At 60.2% G+C, this 19012-nt stretch carries 13 protein-coding genes and 1 pseudogene; 6 read left to right on the forward strand and 8 right to left on the reverse strand.

Annotated elements, in window-relative coordinates:
- Window positions 1-40: 40 nt before the first annotated feature.
- The 4 genes from FVF58_RS30775 to FVF58_RS30790 all read left to right on the forward strand — a co-directional run bounded on the left by FVF58_RS30775 (window position 41) and on the right by FVF58_RS30790 (window position 4032).
- Entirely contained in the window at window positions 41-868 is an 828-nt protein-coding gene (locus FVF58_RS30775) for a pirin family protein (RefSeq protein ID WP_149673544.1), read from the forward strand.
- 54 nt (window positions 869-922) lie between these two features.
- Window positions 923-1528 (forward strand): isochorismatase family protein, encoded by a 606-nt coding sequence (locus tag FVF58_RS30780; protein WP_149673545.1) that lies wholly within the window; start codon window positions 923-925, stop codon window positions 1526-1528.
- Between the two features lie 189 nt (window positions 1529-1717).
- The gene (locus tag FVF58_RS30785) at window positions 1718-2836 is read left to right on the forward strand and encodes an FAD-dependent monooxygenase (protein ID WP_149673546.1); all 1119 of its coding nucleotides are present in this window, start codon (window positions 1718-1720) and stop codon (window positions 2834-2836) included.
- Complete coding sequence (locus FVF58_RS30790) at window positions 2833-4032, forward strand: alpha/beta fold hydrolase (RefSeq protein WP_246217241.1); 1200 nt, start codon at window positions 2833-2835, stop codon at window positions 4030-4032. The genes FVF58_RS30785 and FVF58_RS30790 overlap by 4 nt, the downstream gene beginning before the upstream one ends.
- A 702-nt stretch (window positions 4033-4734) precedes the next feature.
- Here FVF58_RS30790 and FVF58_RS30800 read toward each other — a convergent pair.
- From FVF58_RS30800 to acnA, 5 genes are all read right to left on the reverse strand, one after another.
- A complete protein-coding gene (locus tag FVF58_RS30800) occupies window positions 4735-5472 on the reverse strand; it encodes a transporter substrate-binding domain-containing protein (protein ID WP_149673547.1) in 738 nt (245 codons plus the stop codon).
- A gap of 14 nt (window positions 5473-5486) precedes the next feature.
- Window positions 5487-6464, reverse strand: a complete 978-nt coding sequence (locus FVF58_RS30805) for an ABC transporter substrate-binding protein (protein WP_246217245.1) — start codon at window positions 6462-6464, stop codon at window positions 5487-5489.
- 92 nt (window positions 6465-6556) lie between these two features.
- Window positions 6557-7732 (reverse strand): 2-methylaconitate cis-trans isomerase PrpF, encoded by a 1176-nt coding sequence (gene prpF / locus FVF58_RS30810; protein ID WP_149673549.1) that lies wholly within the window; start codon window positions 7730-7732, stop codon window positions 6557-6559.
- A gap of 3 nt (window positions 7733-7735) precedes the next feature.
- Entirely contained in the window at window positions 7736-8812 is a 1077-nt protein-coding gene (locus FVF58_RS30815; protein ID WP_149673550.1) for a lactonase family protein, read from the reverse strand.
- A gap of 13 nt (window positions 8813-8825) precedes the next feature.
- Entirely contained in the window at window positions 8826-11426 is a 2601-nt protein-coding gene (gene acnA / locus FVF58_RS30820; RefSeq protein ID WP_149673551.1) for an aconitate hydratase AcnA, read from the reverse strand.
- A gap of 144 nt (window positions 11427-11570) precedes the next feature.
- Here acnA and FVF58_RS30825 point away from each other — a divergent pair, with 144 nt between their 5' ends.
- Entirely contained in the window at window positions 11571-12578 is a 1008-nt protein-coding gene (locus FVF58_RS30825; protein WP_246217242.1) for a GntR family transcriptional regulator, read from the forward strand.
- A gap of 123 nt (window positions 12579-12701) precedes the next feature.
- Window positions 12702-13994 carry an MFS transporter gene (locus tag FVF58_RS30830; protein ID WP_149673552.1) on the forward strand — a complete coding sequence of 431 codons (1293 nt, stop codon included), beginning with the start codon at window positions 12702-12704 and terminating at the stop codon, window positions 13992-13994.
- Between the two features lie 301 nt (window positions 13995-14295).
- On the opposite strand, the pseudogene FVF58_RS53145 reads toward FVF58_RS30830, so the two are convergent.
- The 3 genes and pseudogenes from FVF58_RS53145 to FVF58_RS30850 form a co-directional block, all read right to left on the reverse strand.
- Window positions 14296-14530, reverse strand: a pseudogene (locus tag FVF58_RS53145) (porin); the annotation flags it as partial.
- Between the two features lie 953 nt (window positions 14531-15483).
- Window positions 15484-17457 carry an aconitase family protein gene (locus FVF58_RS30845; RefSeq protein WP_149673553.1) on the reverse strand — a complete coding sequence of 658 codons (1974 nt, stop codon included), beginning with the start codon at window positions 17455-17457 and terminating at the stop codon, window positions 15484-15486.
- Between the two features lie 69 nt (window positions 17458-17526).
- Window positions 17527-18966 (reverse strand): MFS transporter, encoded by a 1440-nt coding sequence (locus FVF58_RS30850; RefSeq protein ID WP_149673554.1) that lies wholly within the window; start codon window positions 18964-18966, stop codon window positions 17527-17529.
- Window positions 18967-19012: the final 46 nt, after the last annotated feature.

Raw genomic sequence — 19012 nt, forward strand, 5'->3', positions numbered from 1 at the left:
CGGATGATACTCGCATCTGATAACGCCTAAGGACTGAGCCATGTCAACCGCTATCGCCCGCATGCAGCGCGCCAACCGTGGAAGCGATTTCCGCGCGTACCGACTGCATGGCGCTGATCCAGCGCAGCTCGATCCCTTCATGGGTATCGACCATGCCTGGATGAGCGCACCCACCTTCCCGCCGCATCCGCACGCCGGCTTCTCCGCCGTGACCTATCTGTTCCTCGACTCGGAGACGGGCATTGCCAACCGCGATTCGCAGGGCAACAGCACGCTGATCGAGCCGGGTGGCCTGCATTGGACTGCTGGAGGCAGGGGGGTGGTACACGAAGAGAATCCCGCAGTGCCGGGACGTACCACTCACCTGCTACAGATCTTTGTCAATCTCCCCCGGGAAAAGCAGAATGCCGCGCCATTCGCGCTGAGCCTCGCCCCGCAGGACGTGCCGGTGGTGCAGCGCCCCGGTGTCCGTGTCCGCGTGCCCCTGGGTAGCCTTGACGGTGTGCGCTCCCCGCTGACACCGCCGACCGACGTCACCTTGCTGGACGTCACGCTGGACACCGGCGCTGAATTGGCGCTTCCGGTGGCTGCGGGTCAGCGCGCGTTCTTCATGCCGATTTTCGGCAGCGCGGAGCTCGATGGCGAAGGCTTCGGCCTCGACGACCTCGGTGCCCCGATCCTGCCGACCGCGACCGAACCGACGACGCACAGGCTCGCTGCCAGAGCAGGCGGCGCCAAGGTCGCTGTGTTTATCGGCGAACCGCTGCGCCAACCCGTGTTTTCAAACGGACCCATGGCTTTTGCGAGCCAGGAAAGCCTGATCGCGGCAACCGCCGCTTACCACCGTGGCGATATGGGAAGGCTGTAACAGGCCGCCACGCACCCCGGGGCGTGCGCCCCATCACGACTTAGGAGCTAGATCATGAAGGTTGAACGTTTCACTGCCGACAACACCGCCCTGCTGCTGATTGACCATCAGGTCGGCACAATGCAACTTATCAAGAATATCGACCAGCAACTCGCAGCCAAACAGTCGATTGCGCTGGCCAAGATGGCAAAGATCCTCAATCTGCCGGTCGTGATCACGTCCAGTCAAGAAGATCACGCCCAGGGTCCGATTCTTCCGGAGATCGCCACGATCCTGCCCGAAGCTCATGCCGCACGCGTCAAGCGTCCCGGCGTCGTCAACGCCTGGGCCTATCCCGACTTCCGCAATGCGGTGCTCGCCACTGGGCGCAAGAACCTGATCATGGCAGGCGTCACCACTGACGTTTGCCTCATTTTTCCGGCCATTGATGCTGCGCTCGAAGGCTTCGCCGTGCAGGCAGTGATGGATGCTTCAGGGTCGCCCAGCGATCTTTCCGAAGAGTTTTCGCGTCAACGCATGCACGATGCAGGCGTGGTGCTCACCGCTACGAACACGCTGATGGCGGAAATCGCGCAGGACTGGTCCACCCCGGCCGGACAACAGCTGATCACCTTGCTGTTCACCGATGTCTTCCCGGCACTCGGCGCCGGGATCGCTTAATTACGAAGTCACATCCTGTTGACTGACGCACGTGGTGCTTCGGTCACAGATCAACTCTTGTTGGCCCACCGCGGAGCGATCGGGTCGCCATTCCGGGGCTGAGACATACGCTGGTCGACGCCCCGTTCGCTCACGCATCTCGGGTCATGCACTTCGCGGGTCACGACTTTCCATAAGCATTCCTACTCGATGAGTACTACCCACCCGCAGATCGTTGTAGTCGGAGGTTCTCTGGCCGGGCTTACGCTGGCGCTGGCTTGTGCAACGAGAGACGTGCCTGTTCGAGTCATTGAGCGCTCTGCCGGGCGCGTGCATGGTGGCGACAGCCTGAGCATCGATCTCGCGACGCTTGCAGCGACTGTTGGTCGTGATCCGCGTGCGCATCCGATACTGCCTGTCGTCCCCGCTTATCGTGATTTGACAACGTGGCCAGCGCTGTACTCTTGGTTGCATGAGCGTGCTGCTGCGACACCCGGCATCATCCTCGACGAAGGCAAGACCGTCACATCGGTCAAGGATCTTGGCAACCGGGCGCATCTCTCATTTTCGGACGGATCGGAGAGGTTTGCCGATGCGGTAATCGGCGCAGACGGATATCACAGCACTGTTCGCCGGGCGATTGCGCCGGACGCTCCGCTTGCCCGCTATGCGGGTTATCTCGTGTGGCGCGGCCTGATCAACGAACAAACGCTGGAGCGCCCTGTCCTCTGGCCGTCAAACGGTGGATTGTGGATAGAGTTTGTTGACGGGTATCGCCTGGTGGCCGCAGTGCTTCCCGGTCGCGACGGGTCGACGGAAGTCGGACGGCGCCAGGTCACATTCGCCTGGTTCGACGTGCACCGGGAAGAGCTACTCCGTCGCACCAACCGCCTGACGGCAGACGGCCACGTAACGGGAACACTCGGACGCGGCCAGATTGACGCAGATGTGCGTGCAGAATTACTTGCGCTCGTTCCGCAGCTCTGGCCGGAGACATGGGCGGAGGCAGTGACTGTCGGGGTTCGCTCGGCGGACGCACTAAGTGGCTCCCCAATCGCCGAATACAAACCGGAGCGCCTGGCGCGTGGCGCGTTGGCGATCATCGGTGACGCTGCTCACGTAGTTTCACCGATGACAGGACAAGGCTTCGCGACCGGGGTGGAGGATGCGGCGATGTTGGCGAAAATGCTGGCAGACCGGCGCACGAACGAACCCGTCTCCACCACTCTTGCCCACTATGAGGCAGCGCGATTGCCCTACATCCGCGCGCTGGTCACTCACTCAAGGCGGATCAGCGCCGACTATCTTCGTTATGCAGCAGCCATTTGATCAGATTTCGTGATAGTTCGGCCCATAAGGTGTCCGCCGGGTCTGCACTGACCTGCACGCTGGAGCTTGCTGATGCCAGAGCTGCAGGCGCCGTCAGTCCCGGTCTGCCATCACCGATGGCGCAACTGTTGCCGACGAAGACACAGCGCTTCATTGAATTCTTGCGCGAGCATTTGGGCAATAGTGCCCACCGGTGCAGACGTGAGCGACGCCCATCACACAAAGGAAACTTGATGAATAACCCTCTGACTCAATCCTTTACTCGCACAGCCGGTTATGGCTCCGTACACGATGTTCCCCAACTGGCCGACGGCTTTACGGACGTCTTCGAAAGCTATCTGGTGCCGGCTGGCGGCATTACGCTGCATGCCGTCGTCGGCGGCCGAGGCGCGCCGCTGCTGCTGCTCGGCGGGTGGCCGCAGAACTGGTTTGCATGGCGATACCTGATGCTGCCATTGGCGCGATCCTTTACGGTAATCGCCGTCGATCCACGTGGCGTAGGGCTCTCGGACAAGCCGACCAACGGTTACGACTCAAGGACGCTCGCGGCCGATATGTTTGCGCTGATCGACACGCTCGGCTTTGAGCGTTTCGCAATGGCTGGTCACGACATCGGGATGTGGACAGGCTTCGCGATGGCGCACGACCAACCTGGCCGGATAGAACGCATCGCGTTGGGCGAGGCGCTCATTCCCGGTGTATCGGACTCACCGCCCCTGCTCCCTGACGACCGTTGGCTGAGCGACTTCCTTTGGCACTTCAACTTCAATCGTGCCCGCGAGGTCAATGAGCGCCTCGTCGAAGGACGCGAGGCCATCTATTTCGGCCACCAGTTTGCGACGAAGGCAGGCTCCCCAGACGCTGTTCCTGCCTACGCGCAGGCGTTCTATATCGAGCAACTCAGGCGCGACCCCAACGCGCTGCGTGCGAGCTTTGACTACTACCGGGCGATAGACGAATCGATCCCTCAGAATCGTGAACGCGCGCGGAGTGCGAAGCTCGAACTACCGGTGTTGGCGTTTGCTGGCGAACTGGCCTGCGGTGGCAGCGTTGCAGCCGAACTGAGAACGGTGGCGGATAACGTGCAGTCCGTAATTATCGCGGGTAGCGGCCATTATCCGGCGGAAGAAAAGCCTGAGGCCACACTCGAAGCACTCCAGGAGTTCTTCGCGCCGTACGCAGAACGCGCTGCCTGATCGCAGCCGACGGCGTCCGGAGGTAACCCACAACGGGACAATGAAACTAACATCAGCCTTCGCCGACCGTACTCAAGGCAATCAGGTTCGTGTTCTGCTTGTTGCTGATGCGTACGATCCGGCGTTAGGTGTCGAGACTTGCTCGTCCACGTGGACGAGACATTGTCCATGTGCACGCCTGGAAGTGTTCGCGGATGCGGGACATTTCCAGGCAGACGAAGAGCCAGTACTGTTAGCGGCAGTGGTTGAGTCGCTTTTTTCATCGAAATGACGGAATGAAAAGCGCAACTGCATTGTTAACCCGTGTTCAGGCCGACTCTCGAAAGGCAATATGAGCATCTGTAATTTAGATGCCGAGATTGTCCGCCCAGATCTCGGTGATCACACGTACCACGAGATCAACGCTGTAACGCTCAGGTTCGCTAACCAAAGCGCGACATGCCTGTTGCAGAGCGCCGACAAGAAGATTGGCGCGTAACTGGCACGCAGATGTGCCGGACGGTTAGTTGCATGTTTTACTCGAAATCGATTTCCGAGGTGAGTCTTTACGGGAGATGAACTTCACAGTGTCATGCGAAGTTGCGGTCATCTGATACAGCGCCCCCTCACAGTCATTCGACTACGGTCCGGGAATGGCTGATTGTCGCCTCATCGCAGACGCACGCCCTTTCCGCATTTCTTCGCGTATCGGTAAGTCCAGCCTTACTGCGCAGGGGGCGCCACCGTAGCACCGTGTACGTGGTGCCGCGCCAATAGCCCGGAAATGTGACCTGATGTTTTCAGTTCCTCGACGAACGCTTCCAGCAGTTGCGTCGCGGCATCGCCCCGCACTTTCGCGACACCCATAGCCTGCTGAATCACCATAAACGGGTCTTCTAGAAGGCGCAGCCCTGTATGTCGCCTGGCATCAGAGAGCAGTTGCTGTTTCACCCCGGCACCAACCTCGAGGCCCTCCTCGACAAACGTATCAACCACGGCCGGCGATGTCGCTACACGAACGATTTCGGCCCGCGTAAGCTCCCGGCTCAAAAAAAGGTCGTACGCGCTCCCGCCGCCAACCGCCACGCGATTGTGCGATTCATCTACCTGGCTATTGTCAGTAATCGGTGACTCCTGCCGGACCAGGTAACAACCTTCGATCAATAGATACGGCGAAGTAAATGCGATGCCTTCGCCACGGACAGGATCGATCGCGAAGAAGCCGAGGTCTGCTCGGCCATTTGTCACTGCATCGACGGCTTTAGCCGCCGCATCGACTACAAGAAACTCAACAGGCACTCTCAGGAACTCAGCCAGTTCAGTCGCGAGATCGACTGAAACTCCGAATGGTTTTCCCGTGGCTTGATCGGCGTTCGCGAGAATGGGATTACCCAGATTGATCGTTACGCGCAGCGTACCAGTGGGCACAAGTGCCGAGACGATTGCATCATTCAGTTCCATGGACGACGACTCCCCTATCTGACCTGATCCACGAACTCGTTCGTGTAGGTGCTCGACAGGTCAATATGCTTCCCTTTGATATTGGGGTTGAATTCGCTCATAACTTTCAGGACCGTTTCTGGCCCTCCCGGCGGCATCTTGCCATCCGGCGAATACATGGGCAGAGAAGCCTTCAACGCCTGCACGTAAAGGACCTTGTTGCCGCCGTAGTAGTCCGTCGGCATCTTCGCTGCGATTTCTTCTGCCGGGTGCGTCTGAATGAACCGCAACGTCCTGACAAAGGCCTCGGCGAGTTTGCCGGCTTCTTTTTTGTGTGATTGCGCCCAGGTACGCTGCACATAAAGACTGGACGCGGGATATAGGCCGCCTAGCGCGGCCCGGGTTCCTTCGACGCTGTTCAGGTCAACGAGAACCTTCGCATCTCCACTTGCACGCAACAATGATGTCGTGGGTTCCGTCGTCCATGCCACATCGATGCGCTTCTGTCTGAAGGCCGCTATCAGGCTGTTTGCAGCGCCGACCGGCAGCATCGAGTAATCGCTCGTTTTCAGTCCATATCGCGAAGCGAGGTATTGGCCAAGGAACGTGGATGAGGAACCCAGCCCCGTGACCCCGAGCGTTTTCCCCTTGATATCGCCCATGTTCCGGATCTGACTCGCAGCGTCGGCGCGAACCATTTCCATGCTGCCGGGCACAAGCCCGAACAGAACGATACTTTCTACGTCTTTGCCCTTCGCCTGCAAGTCGATCGAATGATCATAGAAGCCGACGACTGCCTGAGCGGCCCCAGCGAGCAGTTCGTTTTCAGCATCGACACCCGCCTGCTGGGACTGAAGTTCGACATCCAGTCCCTCATCCTTGAAATAACCCAGGCTTTCCGCAAGCTTCGGCGGTAGATAGATCAGCTTGTTGATACCGCCGACGATGATGGTTATCTTTTCATCCGCATGAACGGTGGATGCGCACACGGCACTTGAGATCGCGGCGAACATCGTAAGACGGCGAAGGGCAAAGGTCATGAAAGTCTCCCTGTTATATTGGTTTCGACGGTCAGCTGTTAAGCGTTCCGCCTCCATCAGATGCATCAGTCGTGAACCGCGCGGGACGGCACCAGCACATGGCCTTCCATCAGGCGTCTGGCGCTCCGGCTCATGATCGCCTTGCTGACCACCCAGGTGCCGTTGCGTTGCTCCGCTTCGGCGCCTACCGCCATCACACCCGACGGATGGCCGAACCGGATCTGCTCTGCCGGGTTGCCAGCCATCAGCGCATTCACGACCGTGCCCGGTATCACCGCAGCAACGGCAATGGCCACCGCGCCAGTGCCGGTCATTGCGTGATGCAGTTTTCCCATCGACAAGATTCGTACGTTGATATCCACCATCGCCGCTTCGACCCGCTTGCCACTAGACGCGGTGTAGGCGCGCGGCAATGCAACGAACGCCAATTTCGGCGTATGTGGACGCAAGTCAGTCACCTCCTGCGGAGTCACCGCCAGCCCCATTTTCACGGCGGCATGTGCACGGATGGCCTCGCATCTCTCAAGTAGCGTGGCATCGTCGTTGATATCGCGCTGCATCTCGCTGCCCTTCAGCCGGAGATCTTCCGCGTTGATGAAAATAGCGGGGTTGCCTGCATTGATCAGCGTGAGCCGGTAAGTCCCGTAGCCTGGAACGTCGATGGCGTCGACGACATTGCCCGTGGGGAACATGCCGCCCGAAAGTTCGCCACCCTCATCGCTGCCCCCGGGATCGAGGAATTCGATGCGGATTTCGGCAGCTGGGAACGTTACGCCGTCGAGCTCGAAGTCGCCTTCCTCCTCGACCTCACCATTTTTCACGGGCACGTGCGCGATGATCCTTGCGTTGATGTTCGCTTGCCAGATTCGCACTGTCGCGATGCCATCCGCAGGTGTGTCGACCAGACCCTGTGCAATAGCAAACGGACCGACGGCCGAGGTCAGATTCCCGCAGTTGCCGGACCAGTCGATCACAGGTTTGTCGATCGATACGGCACCGAACAGATAGTCGACGTCGCAGTCCGGGCGCGAGGAAGGTCCCACGAGCACCACCTTGCTCGTGCTGGAGGTCGCTCCACCCATGCCATCCGTCTGCTTCTCATAGGGATCGGGACTGCCGATGACGCGCAGCAGAATCCGGTCTCGCTCTGCTGGGTCCGACGGCAAACTATCGGCCCGAAAAAATACCCCCTTGCTGGTACCACCGCGCATATAGACGGCTGGAATTCTGGTTTGAGCCACGTGTCACTCCTGAATGGTTTTGAATACGATGCATACGGGACTGCCGGTGTGCACCGTCTGCCCCGTTGGCGAGGGCATGCCGCTTGTCTTGTCAAGCGCGTACTGGACGATGTTGTCGGATCGCTCGTTGGCGACGTACAGATAAGTTCCGGAAGGGTCGAGACTGATGAACCTCGGGAAATTGCCGTGGGCGTCGGTCCATCGCGGCTGACCCGGTATTCCACTTGTGCCGTCGAGCGGCAACGTGGCAACGGAGTCATGACCGCGGTTGGACACGTAGAGCGAGCGTCCCGCAGGATCGATCGCAACGCCGGCGACGCTCGTGTCGCCGTGAGCGCTGCTGGGGATCACCGAAACGGTATGCAGCGGTTCCAGCGCGCCGGTGAAGACATCAAAGCTCCATACCGTGATGGTCGAATCCAGTTCGTTTGCCACGTAGACGAGCGGCAACGTCGGATGAAACGCCGCATGCCGGGGACCAGCGCCGGACCTGCATCGGTGTCCGACGACGCGCGGTTCGCCGGTCTCGAGCCATTGAATCGCGAACACCGTATCGAGTCCCTTATCCGGGACGATGTGCCAGTTGGTGTTGTATCGCCTCGTGGCGTAGCGGGAAACCTGGTGCGGATGAGACCCGGCTTGCTCGCTCCGGTGGGGACCCGGCGCGCCCGGCAGCGTAACCAGCGAGGACACCGGTGCCAGTTCGCCTTCCGCACCGACGGACAAGCGGGCCACCGTCCCTGTTGCGTAATTGGCGACGATGAGCGAGGCGCCATCGCGCGAGAAACCAAGGTGTACGGGATTTCTGCCTTCGCATGATTGCCGGTTCAAAAGGCTCAAACGTCCGCTCGAATGATCAACGTGATAGCTGCTAAGGTCGTTGCCGTCCCCGTGAACCGCATAGAGGACGTCCTGTCTCGCGTTCAATGCCAGAAAAGAGGGATTTTCAGGCGCCTGACAGATGTCCGTCAGCTCCCATAGCTGCCTTACCGGATCGACGGTATAGACGCTGATGCCGCGGCCGCGCGCATTTCTTTCGCGCGTCGTGCGACAGCCGACGTATGCATGGATCGGTTTCATTGCTTTCGTTACCTCAGGGCGCGGCGATATATTCGCCCGCGATACGTGGCAGCAGACCGCCAGCCTCGAAAATCTGCGCCTCTTCGAGCGTGTCGATCCTGCACTTGACGGGTGTGCTGAGCGTTTCGCCGTTGCGACGACTGATACTCAGCATCAGAAGGCCACCGGGCTCGATCGCACCATCGAGACCTTCGATGGAATACGTTTCCGATCCATCGAGCGCCAGTGTGCGCCGCGTCACGCTCTCAGTGAATTCGAGCGGCAGCACGCCCATGCCGACCAGGTTCGAGCGGTGAATGCGCTCGAAGTTTTCACAGACGACAGCGCGCACTCCGATGAGGCGAACGCCTTTTGCCGCCCAGTCCCGGGACGAGCCCGCGCCGTAGTTCTTCCCCGCCACGACAATGAGTTCTTGCCCACGCTCCATATAGCGTTCTGCTGCATCGAAGAGCCGCATCGTGGTGCCTTCCGGCTCCATCCGGGTCAGAGAGCCTTCCTTCCCACCAGCCATTTCATTGTGCAAGCGGTTGTTCGCAAACGTCGCTCGAATGGCCACCTTATGATCGCCTCGCCGCGTGCCATACGAGTTGAACTCCCCCGCATTGACGCCCTTCGCGATCAGATACTCGCCTGCCGCGCTTTCCGGAAGAATCGCGCCGGACGGCGACAGGTCATCGGTCGTGACGTTATCGCCGAACACGCCAATGGCGCGCATCTGCTGGAATCGCGCGGGCTGCGTGAGGCTCGCCTGCCAATAGGGCGGACGTCGAATATAGTTGCTGTCTTCGCGCCACGGAAAGCGTGCCGGCACTGCCTCTGCACCTTCCAGTTGTCCAGCTTTGCGGAACATCTCGGTGTAAATGCGCAGATACTGGTCGCCGTGGACACTCGCCTTGAGTAGCGCGTCGATCTCTTCATCCGTCGGCCATAGGTCCTTTAGATATACGGGGTTGCCGTCCTTGCTTGTGGCGACCACACCGTTCTCGATGTCGATATTGATCGTGCCGGCAATCGCATAGGCGACCACCAGTGGCGGTGACGCGAGAAACGCTTCCTTCACCCGCGGATGAATGCGGCCGTTAAAATTGCGGTTCCCTGAAAGGACGGCGACGGCATGAACATCCCGCTTGACGATGTCCGCTTCGATCTCCTTTGGTAGCGGTCCCGACATACCGTTGCACGACGTGCAGCCGAAGCCGATAATGCCGAAACCAAGCGCCTCGAGCGGCGCCATCAGACCTGCCTCACGTAGGTAGCTTTCCACCGGTTTCGATCCGGGAGCGAGCGATGTTTTCACCCAGGGTTTGCGTTGCAGCCCGAGTGCGACCGCCTTACGGGCGACCAGGCCCGCTGCGATCATGTTGCGTGGGTTCGAAGTGTTTGTGCAGCTCGTAATCGCCGCGATGACGATGGCGCCGTCGTCGAGTCTGACTTCGGACGGCTCTTCCTTCGCCGTGGCGCTTTGCGTAACCGGTCGAGCGATACCCCGGCTGACGAGCGCTGACAGCGGCACACGGTCGTGCGGGTTGGACGGCCCTGCGAGCGCCCGGCCCACGCCCGATAGATCGAACGACAGGGTCCGGTCATATTCGGCTTCGGCAAGATCGTCCGCCCATAGACCCTGCGCCCTCGCGTAGCTTTCCGTCAGCGCGATCTGCGCATCCGAGCGGCCAGTCATACGCATGAAGTCGAGTGTCTTTTCGTCGATTGCAAAGAGCGCTGCGGTGGCGCCGAATTCAGGCGCCATGTTGGAAATCGTCGCGCGGTCGCTCAGCGTCATCGCGCGCGCGCCCTCGCCGTAGAACTCGATGATGGTGCCGACCACCTTCTGCCTGCGCAGAAACTCTGTGATCGCCAGCACGAGGTCGGTCGCCGTCACGCCTGGCTGCCGGAAGCCTTTGAGCTCCACGCCGACGATGGTCGGCAAGCGCAACCACACGGCGCGCCCCAGCATCACCGATTCCGCCTCGATGCCACCCACGCCCCAACCCAGTACGCCAAGCGCGTTGATCATCGTCGTGTGGCTATCCGTGCCGACGAGCGTATCGGGGTAGGCCACGCCGTCTCTCACCTGGATGACGGGCGACAGATGTTCGATGTTCACCTGATGCAGGATGCCATTGCCGGGCATCAGTACGTCAAGATTCGAAAACGCCTGCTTACACCACGCCAGGAATTCAAAGCGTTCGGCGTTCTTGCTCTGCTCGATCGCCATGTTCTTCGACATCGCCTCCGGATCGCTCCCGGCAACTTCGACATTCAGCGAGTGGTCGACCACAAGATGCGTGGGCACGACGGGGTTGATCGTCGTGGCGTCACCGCCCGCTTCCGCAACCGCGTCGCGCATACCCGCGAGGTCCACCAGCGCAGGCGTGCCAAGGAGGTCCTGCAATACGACACGCGCCGGATAGTACGGGAAGTCGACGTCATGACGGCGCGCGGCCAGCACCGGCAGATAGCGCGCAGCGTCGACGGCCGACTGCCTGCGCACGACGTTTTCTGCGAACACCCGCACGCAATACGGCATGCGGGCGAACTGCGCCGCTCTGAGAGACTGCATCGCGTCGGCGACGCTGACAAATTCCACGGTCTGATTGGGAAGGGTGCGAGACATCGGGGTTTTCTCCAAGGCAATACAAGGCTGCTTGCGTTTCAATGCAGTGCATTCTATGATCATAAAACGCAATAAGCAAACAGACGCAGGCTCGGTGGTTACCCTGGTCCGGTTCGAAACCAGCAGTCAATGGAGAAGCAGGCAATGGCACAATCGCAGATCGGTCTTTCAGATGCATCGCCTCACCGGGCGGTCGTGAACGGCCGTCCTTTGCCTGCGATCCACATGCGCTCCTCCGACGACACCACTGCTGCGGCCCTGACCCCGCTACAAACCCGCGTCACGCGGGAGATACTTGCGCTGGCAAGGCGTGAAGATCTCGGCGTCGGCGACCGCCTTGCTGAATCGATCCTTGCGGAGAAAATCGGCACGTCGCGCACACCGGTGAACGTGGCCCTGCATCATCTCGTGACGCTGGGGGTGGTCTACTACGACGCCAATCGCGGCTTCTTTATGGCCAAGCCTGCTCGCGATGTGACGGACGTGGCGGCGCCGTTCTTTGAAGAACCCGACGATCCGCTATACCTGAAGATCGCTGAGGACCGTCTCGCGCATCGCCTCGCCGACGTCATATCCGAAGCCGATCTGATGCGGCAATACGAAGTCTCGCGCAGCGAATTGCGGCGCGTGCTCTCGCGCATGCAGGAAGAAGGCTGGCTCGAGCGCCAGGTGGGCCATGGCTGGCAATTCATGCCAATGATCGATTCGGTCGACGCCTACGAGGAAAGCTATCTTTTCCGGGCGGCCATCGAGCCAACTGGTGTCATGTCGCCGACCTTCAGCGCGAATCGCGTCGAACTGGAGGAATTGCGGCGCCGACAGCGCTTTATTGCCGAAAGCGGCTATCTGTCGATGAACTCGGTCGAGTTGTTCGAGGCGAACAGCGAGTTTCACGAAACGATCGCGAAATGGTCCGGCAACCGTTTCATCGCCCAGTCGGTGCGGCGCATGGACCGCTTGCGGCGGCTCGTCGAATACCGTCAGGCAAGAGCACGCAAACCTCGTCAGGAGCAGGCATTGGAACACCTCGCCATTCTCGACGCGATTGCACAGCACGACCTGCTGCGCGCGGCCGCTCTGTTACGGGATCACATTGAAGGTGCGCGGCGCGCCAAGGTGCATGCGCAGGAGATTTTCACGCCGCACGTCTGATTTGCCTGGCCCGCGGCCGTCCGGCCGCTTTTCTTTGACCCTTATTGCATTTTATCGTCACAAAACGCTTTTAGGCGCCTTCCGTTAGAGGCGCGAAATTTTCATGAATATTCGGAGACAACCATGTCGTATCGCCGAGGCTGGATCGCCCTCTTTCTCTTTTCACTTTCGATGATCAACTATATGGACCGCATCGCCCTGTCGATCGCGGCCAAGCCGATCGCGAGCGAATTCAAGCTGACCGCGGTCGGCATGGGGTATCTGTTTTCTTCGTTCATCTGGAGTTACGCGCTCTTCCTGTTGCCGATGGGCGTTCTCATCGACCGTCTCGGCACCAAACGCATGGCCGGCGTCGGCATCTTCGTATGGTCCGCGGCAACGGCATTGACGGGTGTCGCTTCCAGCTTCTTCGGTCTGATGGTGGCTCGTCTGGTAATGGGAGCAGGTGAATCGACGAGCAATCCGGTGGGTGCGAAGGTCATCCGCCAATGGATCCCCGCGAACGAACGGGGAATGGTCACCTCGATGTTCAACAGCGGCTCCTATGCGGGACCCGCGATCTGCTCCGTCATGCTCGGCTCGCTCATAGCACTGTTCGGATGGCGCATATCGTTTGTCGTCGCAGGCGCAACCGGCTTTGTCTGGCTCGCGGCATGGCTGATGTTCTTCGACGCGCCCGAACAGGTGCGTTGGTTGAAAAGCGACGAACGCGACAGGATTGTGCGCGAGCGGGATTCGAAACCCGCCTCGACCGCCTACGCTGTGCCGGAGTCCTCGGGGCTGGTTTCGTTGCTGCGCACACCGACCCTGTGGGGCCTCGCGATCACCCAAGGCTGTAACGTCTATACGCAGTATCTGTTTTTGACCTGGCTGCCGAGCTATCTGCAGACCAGTCGGCACCTGAGCATCACCCACACGGGACTTTTCTCCGCTGTGCCGTATGCCGCAGCCGTTGTGCTTTGCATTCTGGTCGGCCGCCTGAGCGATCAATACCTCAAGAAGAGCGGCGTGGGAACAGGTCGCCGCCGTAATGCTGTCGCACTCGCCATGCTGACGGGCGCAGCTATCCTCGTGGTGCCATTTACGTCGAATCTGATTGCGCTCCTGCTGGTTTTTTCGATCACGCTGACCGGAATCGCGTCCACCACGTCATTAAACTTCGCGTTGCTGAACGATCTTCTTCCGAACTCGCGCGATGTGGCCAAGGCGATGGCCTTCGTTGTCGTCGGCGGCAACATCTTCGGCATGATTGCCCCCATCGCAACGGGATATGTGATCAACGCGACGGGCAGCTACGACTGGGCATTCGGCATCGCTGGCATCCTTCTGCTCGTCGGCGCAACGGTCGTGCTCACCATGACGCGCTCGCCAATGACGGTCAATCGCAGTGCTTCGATTACGCGGGTCGCCGTGTAACGTTTGAATGTTGTCATGTCGGCGGCGACGGGCTTGCCCTTTGGTGCAGGCAATTTGCTCCATTGTCTGTTCCGGCGCACGTTGCGGCCGTTCGAAACGTGCCGACAGCCGTCTCTCCCTGGCCGAACCCGGTCTGACGGCGCCGTAGCAATGACACCTCGACGTGGCGCGATTCCGGACTCGCGCCGTGATAGCGGGCCGCTTTCCATTGCAGCGCTCTCCTGCGGCGGCGACCTCGTGTCGAGTCAGCAAACACCTGTCGCGGACCTTGTCAGGCAGAGCATCGGGTGGGAGCACAGGCGTATGCGACAAAGCTGAACATCAGGTTGTTCGTCGCCATCGCGCCTGTCGCGCTGTTGAAGCCCTCTTCCAGCGTAGAGATCGCCTTCGTGCCTCCGCCCAGGTCTTCCGTGCCCCTCAGGCCGAATCGGCTGCCGGCCCACACGCCGTTGATCACTTTGAAAGCCGTGGCCGCCCGACGTCAACGCTGGCGACGTCGAACTCGACTGATAACCGAAGCCGGCATCTGTGAAAATCCTCTTGCGTCTTGAATGTTATTGAAATGCTTTGCATCGTCTGTCGGCGCAGTACTATCGCTTTTGTGACGAGGTCTAGGTCACCTCTGCTCGCTTCGCTCATGCCGAAACTCACCTCAGGTCATGAACCACGCCGTGTGAGCCTTCACTGAACGAGGAATCGGCCGACGTGCCCGGCACGAACTGGGTCAAGATGAGACATGCAACCGCGACGAATGCAACGTAATAAGCGGGAGCAAGCGGAGACCCGGATACCTGGACCAGAAGAGTCCCAATGAAAGGCGTCGTTCCTCCAAACACAGCGACACTGAGCTGGTAGGAGATTGCATGCCCCGTGGCCCGAAACGAGGTCGGAAAAAACTCCGGCGCGGCGACGTAGACCGAATTAAAAGTGTCACCGACCAGACCTTGAAGCATCGGGCCGCCGCGCCACTGAAGTGACACTGTTGCTTGCAGTTGGAACGAAATAAGGCTGTCACTTCGCATAAGTCCGTATTAATTTTGTCACTTCGCATCGCGCTTAGTGACTTTTGTCGTAACTCTCTGATTTTGCGGGTGATTCTCGATGTCGGCCGGGTCTACGTGAATTCAGCTGCTAACTGTGAACCCCGGCTGGACAACTCGCGGCGTAGATACTGCCCGCCCTGGTGGAGACGGGGTTTGCGGTTGACGGGGATGCACACGTGCCAGACGGTTAGTTGCATGTTTGCGATTGACACGGATTTGCACGGTGAGTCGTGTGCTGCCGATCGCGCAACGCGAACGCACGATCCAGATGGCTCCTTGATGACCCATCTTTGCCGTTCAGACTGGGGCGACCTCGATGTCCCGCTTCCGAAAGTCCAGCGGCCATTTAAGCTTCACAGCAATCGCAGCTTATCGGCACTTATGAAAAGCTCGATAAAAACCAGCGGCCTGGAACGACGACGCGACCGTTGGACCTGACGCCCCATTCAGTTGTCGTTCGTAGATGCTCGCAATTTCTCGAAGCTCACGATTCGGCCAGCGACAGCACTTGCCGCGACGGTAGAAGGGCTCGCGAGCCATACCTTGCCGGGGCCAGAACGCCCAGGAAAGTTACGATTGATGGCACTGACCGTCACCTGATCGGGACGCTCCGAAACACCAGGCCCAGCGTTGACACATGCACCGCACCCCGGTTCGATGAGTTCGACCCCTGCGCGCTCGAAAACCTCCAGCATCCCTTCGCGCACGCAGTAGTCACGTACGTCCTGACTGCCGAACTGCAGGAAGAAGCGAGTCGTCTCGGCGACTTTTAGGCCGTTCCTCAGAGCCCATTCCAAGACCTCGTAGCAGCGCCGCAGATCTTCACGTTTGCCGCCCGTGCAAGAGCCGCCGTAAGCGATATCGACTGGTACTGAATCGAGAAGTTCGGACAAGCCCACGCCTTGACCAGGATCGCCCGGGCGCGCGAGCATGGGCTCAAGCTGCGCGCAATCCACGTCGATTGTGTGTGCCACCTCGGCATCGTCGTCGCTGCGCATCCATGGCTCGACCTCGAATTCGATACCCCTGCGCTCGCGCAGGAAGCGCTGCGTTTCCTCATCCGGAGCGATGATGCCGCTGAAGCCACCGATTTCCGCAACCATGTTCGTCAGCGTCGCCCGTTCGTCAGTCGATAACAACGCCAGGGCTTCACCGCCATATTCAAATACCTGTCCGATTGCTCTGCCCTCGCGCACATACGGGAGACGCAGTAGATGCAACACAATGTCCTTCGCCTCTACGCCTGCCGGGAGACGACCTATGAGATTCACCCGGCAGGTCGGGGGCACTTTCACTCGCACGTCGCCGGTGAGCCATGCGTTAGCCATCTCCGTCGCACCGATCCCGAACGCGAGTGCGCCCAGCGCCCCGCAGTGAGGGGTATGAGAGTCCGTGCCAACAACGAGTTGGGCCGGCTTTACGTAGCGCTCGGCCATGATCGAGTGGCTGATCCCTTCGGAGCCTTCCCGGTCGGTCAACAGCCCATGATGGCGCAGCCCGTATTCCTCACAGAACCGCTGCTGTACCTTCCCCATGGCTTGGGCCACGTCAAGCAGTCCGAGCGCGCGACGTTCGGCTGGCATGCTGCGGTGGATGAACGTCAGATGATCCGAAAAACAGACGATGCTGTCGGGGTCATGCAGTTCAATTCTGTCACCGCACTCCCGGCGCAGAAAACTTATCGACATCGGGGACACGTATTCGTGCGCGTAACGCCAATCGGTTTTAGCGAACACACTTTGACCGGGTGTGACGCTCCCGCAGCCGCTCGCTCTGGCGACAATTTTTTCCGCGTAGGTCATGGGGCGCGACCTAGCAGGTGGTACAGAGGGCTGCCAGCCAGCACGCCTCGCCTCGGTCAACCGGAAGAGTCCTCCCCTGCGAATCAACTCGGCGGTGAGCTCATCTTCGCCGCGCGTGAATTCCTCCACTGGAATATTCTCGCCTCGACGTATGCGCGCGATCAAGCCGAAGTCGGTCGATGTGAAGATACCTAGGTTGTGGCAGTTCTGCCGGTAGATGCGCTCGAAGCTCTCGGCGATCACCAGACGAATACCCGCACACCACTCAGCGAACGGGCTGGCTTCCCGCGACGATCCCTTCCCGTATCGGCGACCCGCCACGGTAACGGCAAACCGGGCCGCCTTCACGCTACCTTGCTTGACCGGACGAGTCCCGGCGCAATCGAGGCCGAGGTAGGGATACTCGCCGAGTTTCTCGTCGTAGTAATAGCAGATGTAGGCGGGCGTGATTTCGTCCGTGGAGATATCCGTGCGGAGCGGCACCGCTTCTTCAAGTGTGACGTCCTCGCCGAGCAGTTGGCGCTCGATTACGCTCGCGTTCTGCGACAGGAACAAGATTCGACCGTCAAAGCGCACCGTTCTCGACGGATCAGACGGCTGGGAAAGTGACTGATACACGGTTGTCTCCGGTATGAAAACTGCATCTGAAGCGCGGGCACGAAAGCGGAAATGTAGGCGTTACAGAACTCACCGGTTCAGCTCCTCGAGTCGCACACCGTTGGTCTTGGGTCCAAACACCCCGATCGCCACAGCAACTACCAGCATGCACCCGGTGATGCCAGTGAACACACCGGCGACGCCGAAGTCCCTTAACAGGAATGCAATGAAGAACCCAGACAACATCGCGCCGATGCGGCTGACTGAATAGACGATACCGCTTGCACGGCAGCGCACCGCCGTTGGAAAGAGTTCCGCCTGGTAAGCGTGGAAGGCAACGGAGATTGTCTGCCCAGCCAGACTGATCAACACACCTAGCATGATGAGCGGCACGACGGCCTTCATTTGCCCGAATGCCAACCCGCAAACGACCACCGCAAGCGCTCCGCCGACAATCAGCCATTTGCGTTGGATCTTGTCGGCGTAGAGCATCGCGAGCATCGGGCCGGCCGGCATCGCGAAAGCGATGATGAACGAATACAGCAGGCTCTTCGTCACGGTGATGCCTTGGCCAATCAGGAGCGTCGGTACCCAGTTGGCGAAGCCGTAATAGCCGATCGCCTGGCAGAAGTTGAAGATGATCAGCATGATGAGGCGCGAGCGGTACGGCGGCTGCAGCAGCTCCGCAAACGATGCGCGGCGATGCGGCGGCTGCTCGATCACCGGGAGCGGCGGCGGCAGCGGCTTGCCGGTCTGACGCGTGACGATTTCCTCGATCTTCGCCACGACCCGCTCGCCCTTCTCCACGTGGCCATGCGTCGCGAGCCAGCGCGGGCTTTCCGGCACCGCGCGGCGGATGAACCACACGAACACCGCGCCGACCGATCCGGCGAGCACCACGATGCGCCATCCGTCGATGCCGAACAGCGTCGTCGGCACGAGCCAGTACGAGAGGATCGCGGCGACCGGGGCGGCGGCGAACATCACCACCTGGTTGAACGCCATCGCACGGCCGCGCATGTGTTGCGGCACGAGTTCGGTGACGTAGCTGTCGATCGTGATGATCTCGATGCCCACGCCGATGCCCGTGATGAAGCGCCACAGGATCACGCCTTCGGGCGTCGTCTGGAAGGCCATGATCGCCGAGCCGACCGAGTACCACAGCAGCGAGAACGTAAAGACCGTGCGGCGCCCGTAGCGGTCCGGCATCCAGCCGAAGCCGAACGTGCCGACGAAGAGGCCGGCGAACGTCGCCGCGATGAAGCCCGCAATGCCGTTCAAGCCGAAGAACGAATGCGTGGTGGTCTGAAGGAGGCCGCTCTTTGCCATGCCCGGCGCGATGTAGCCGGTGAAGATCAGGTCGTAGACTTCGAAGAAGCCGCCGAGCGAGATGAGGAACACGAGCATCCAGAGATGCCGCGTGATCGGCAAGCGGTCCATGCGCGCGGAGATTTCCGCGCCCGGGTTGACGCCGACGCGAACGTTCGGCGTGACGAGCGGGGGACTGCCCGCGGTGACGGTTTGCTGCATGTCTTGTCTCCTGTTCTTTGAACGGGCCGCGTTTCTTATGTTTGAA

This window comes from Paraburkholderia panacisoli (genome assembly GCF_008369935.1).
GTDB classification, from domain to species: domain Bacteria; phylum Pseudomonadota; class Gammaproteobacteria; order Burkholderiales; family Burkholderiaceae; genus Paraburkholderia; species Paraburkholderia panacisoli.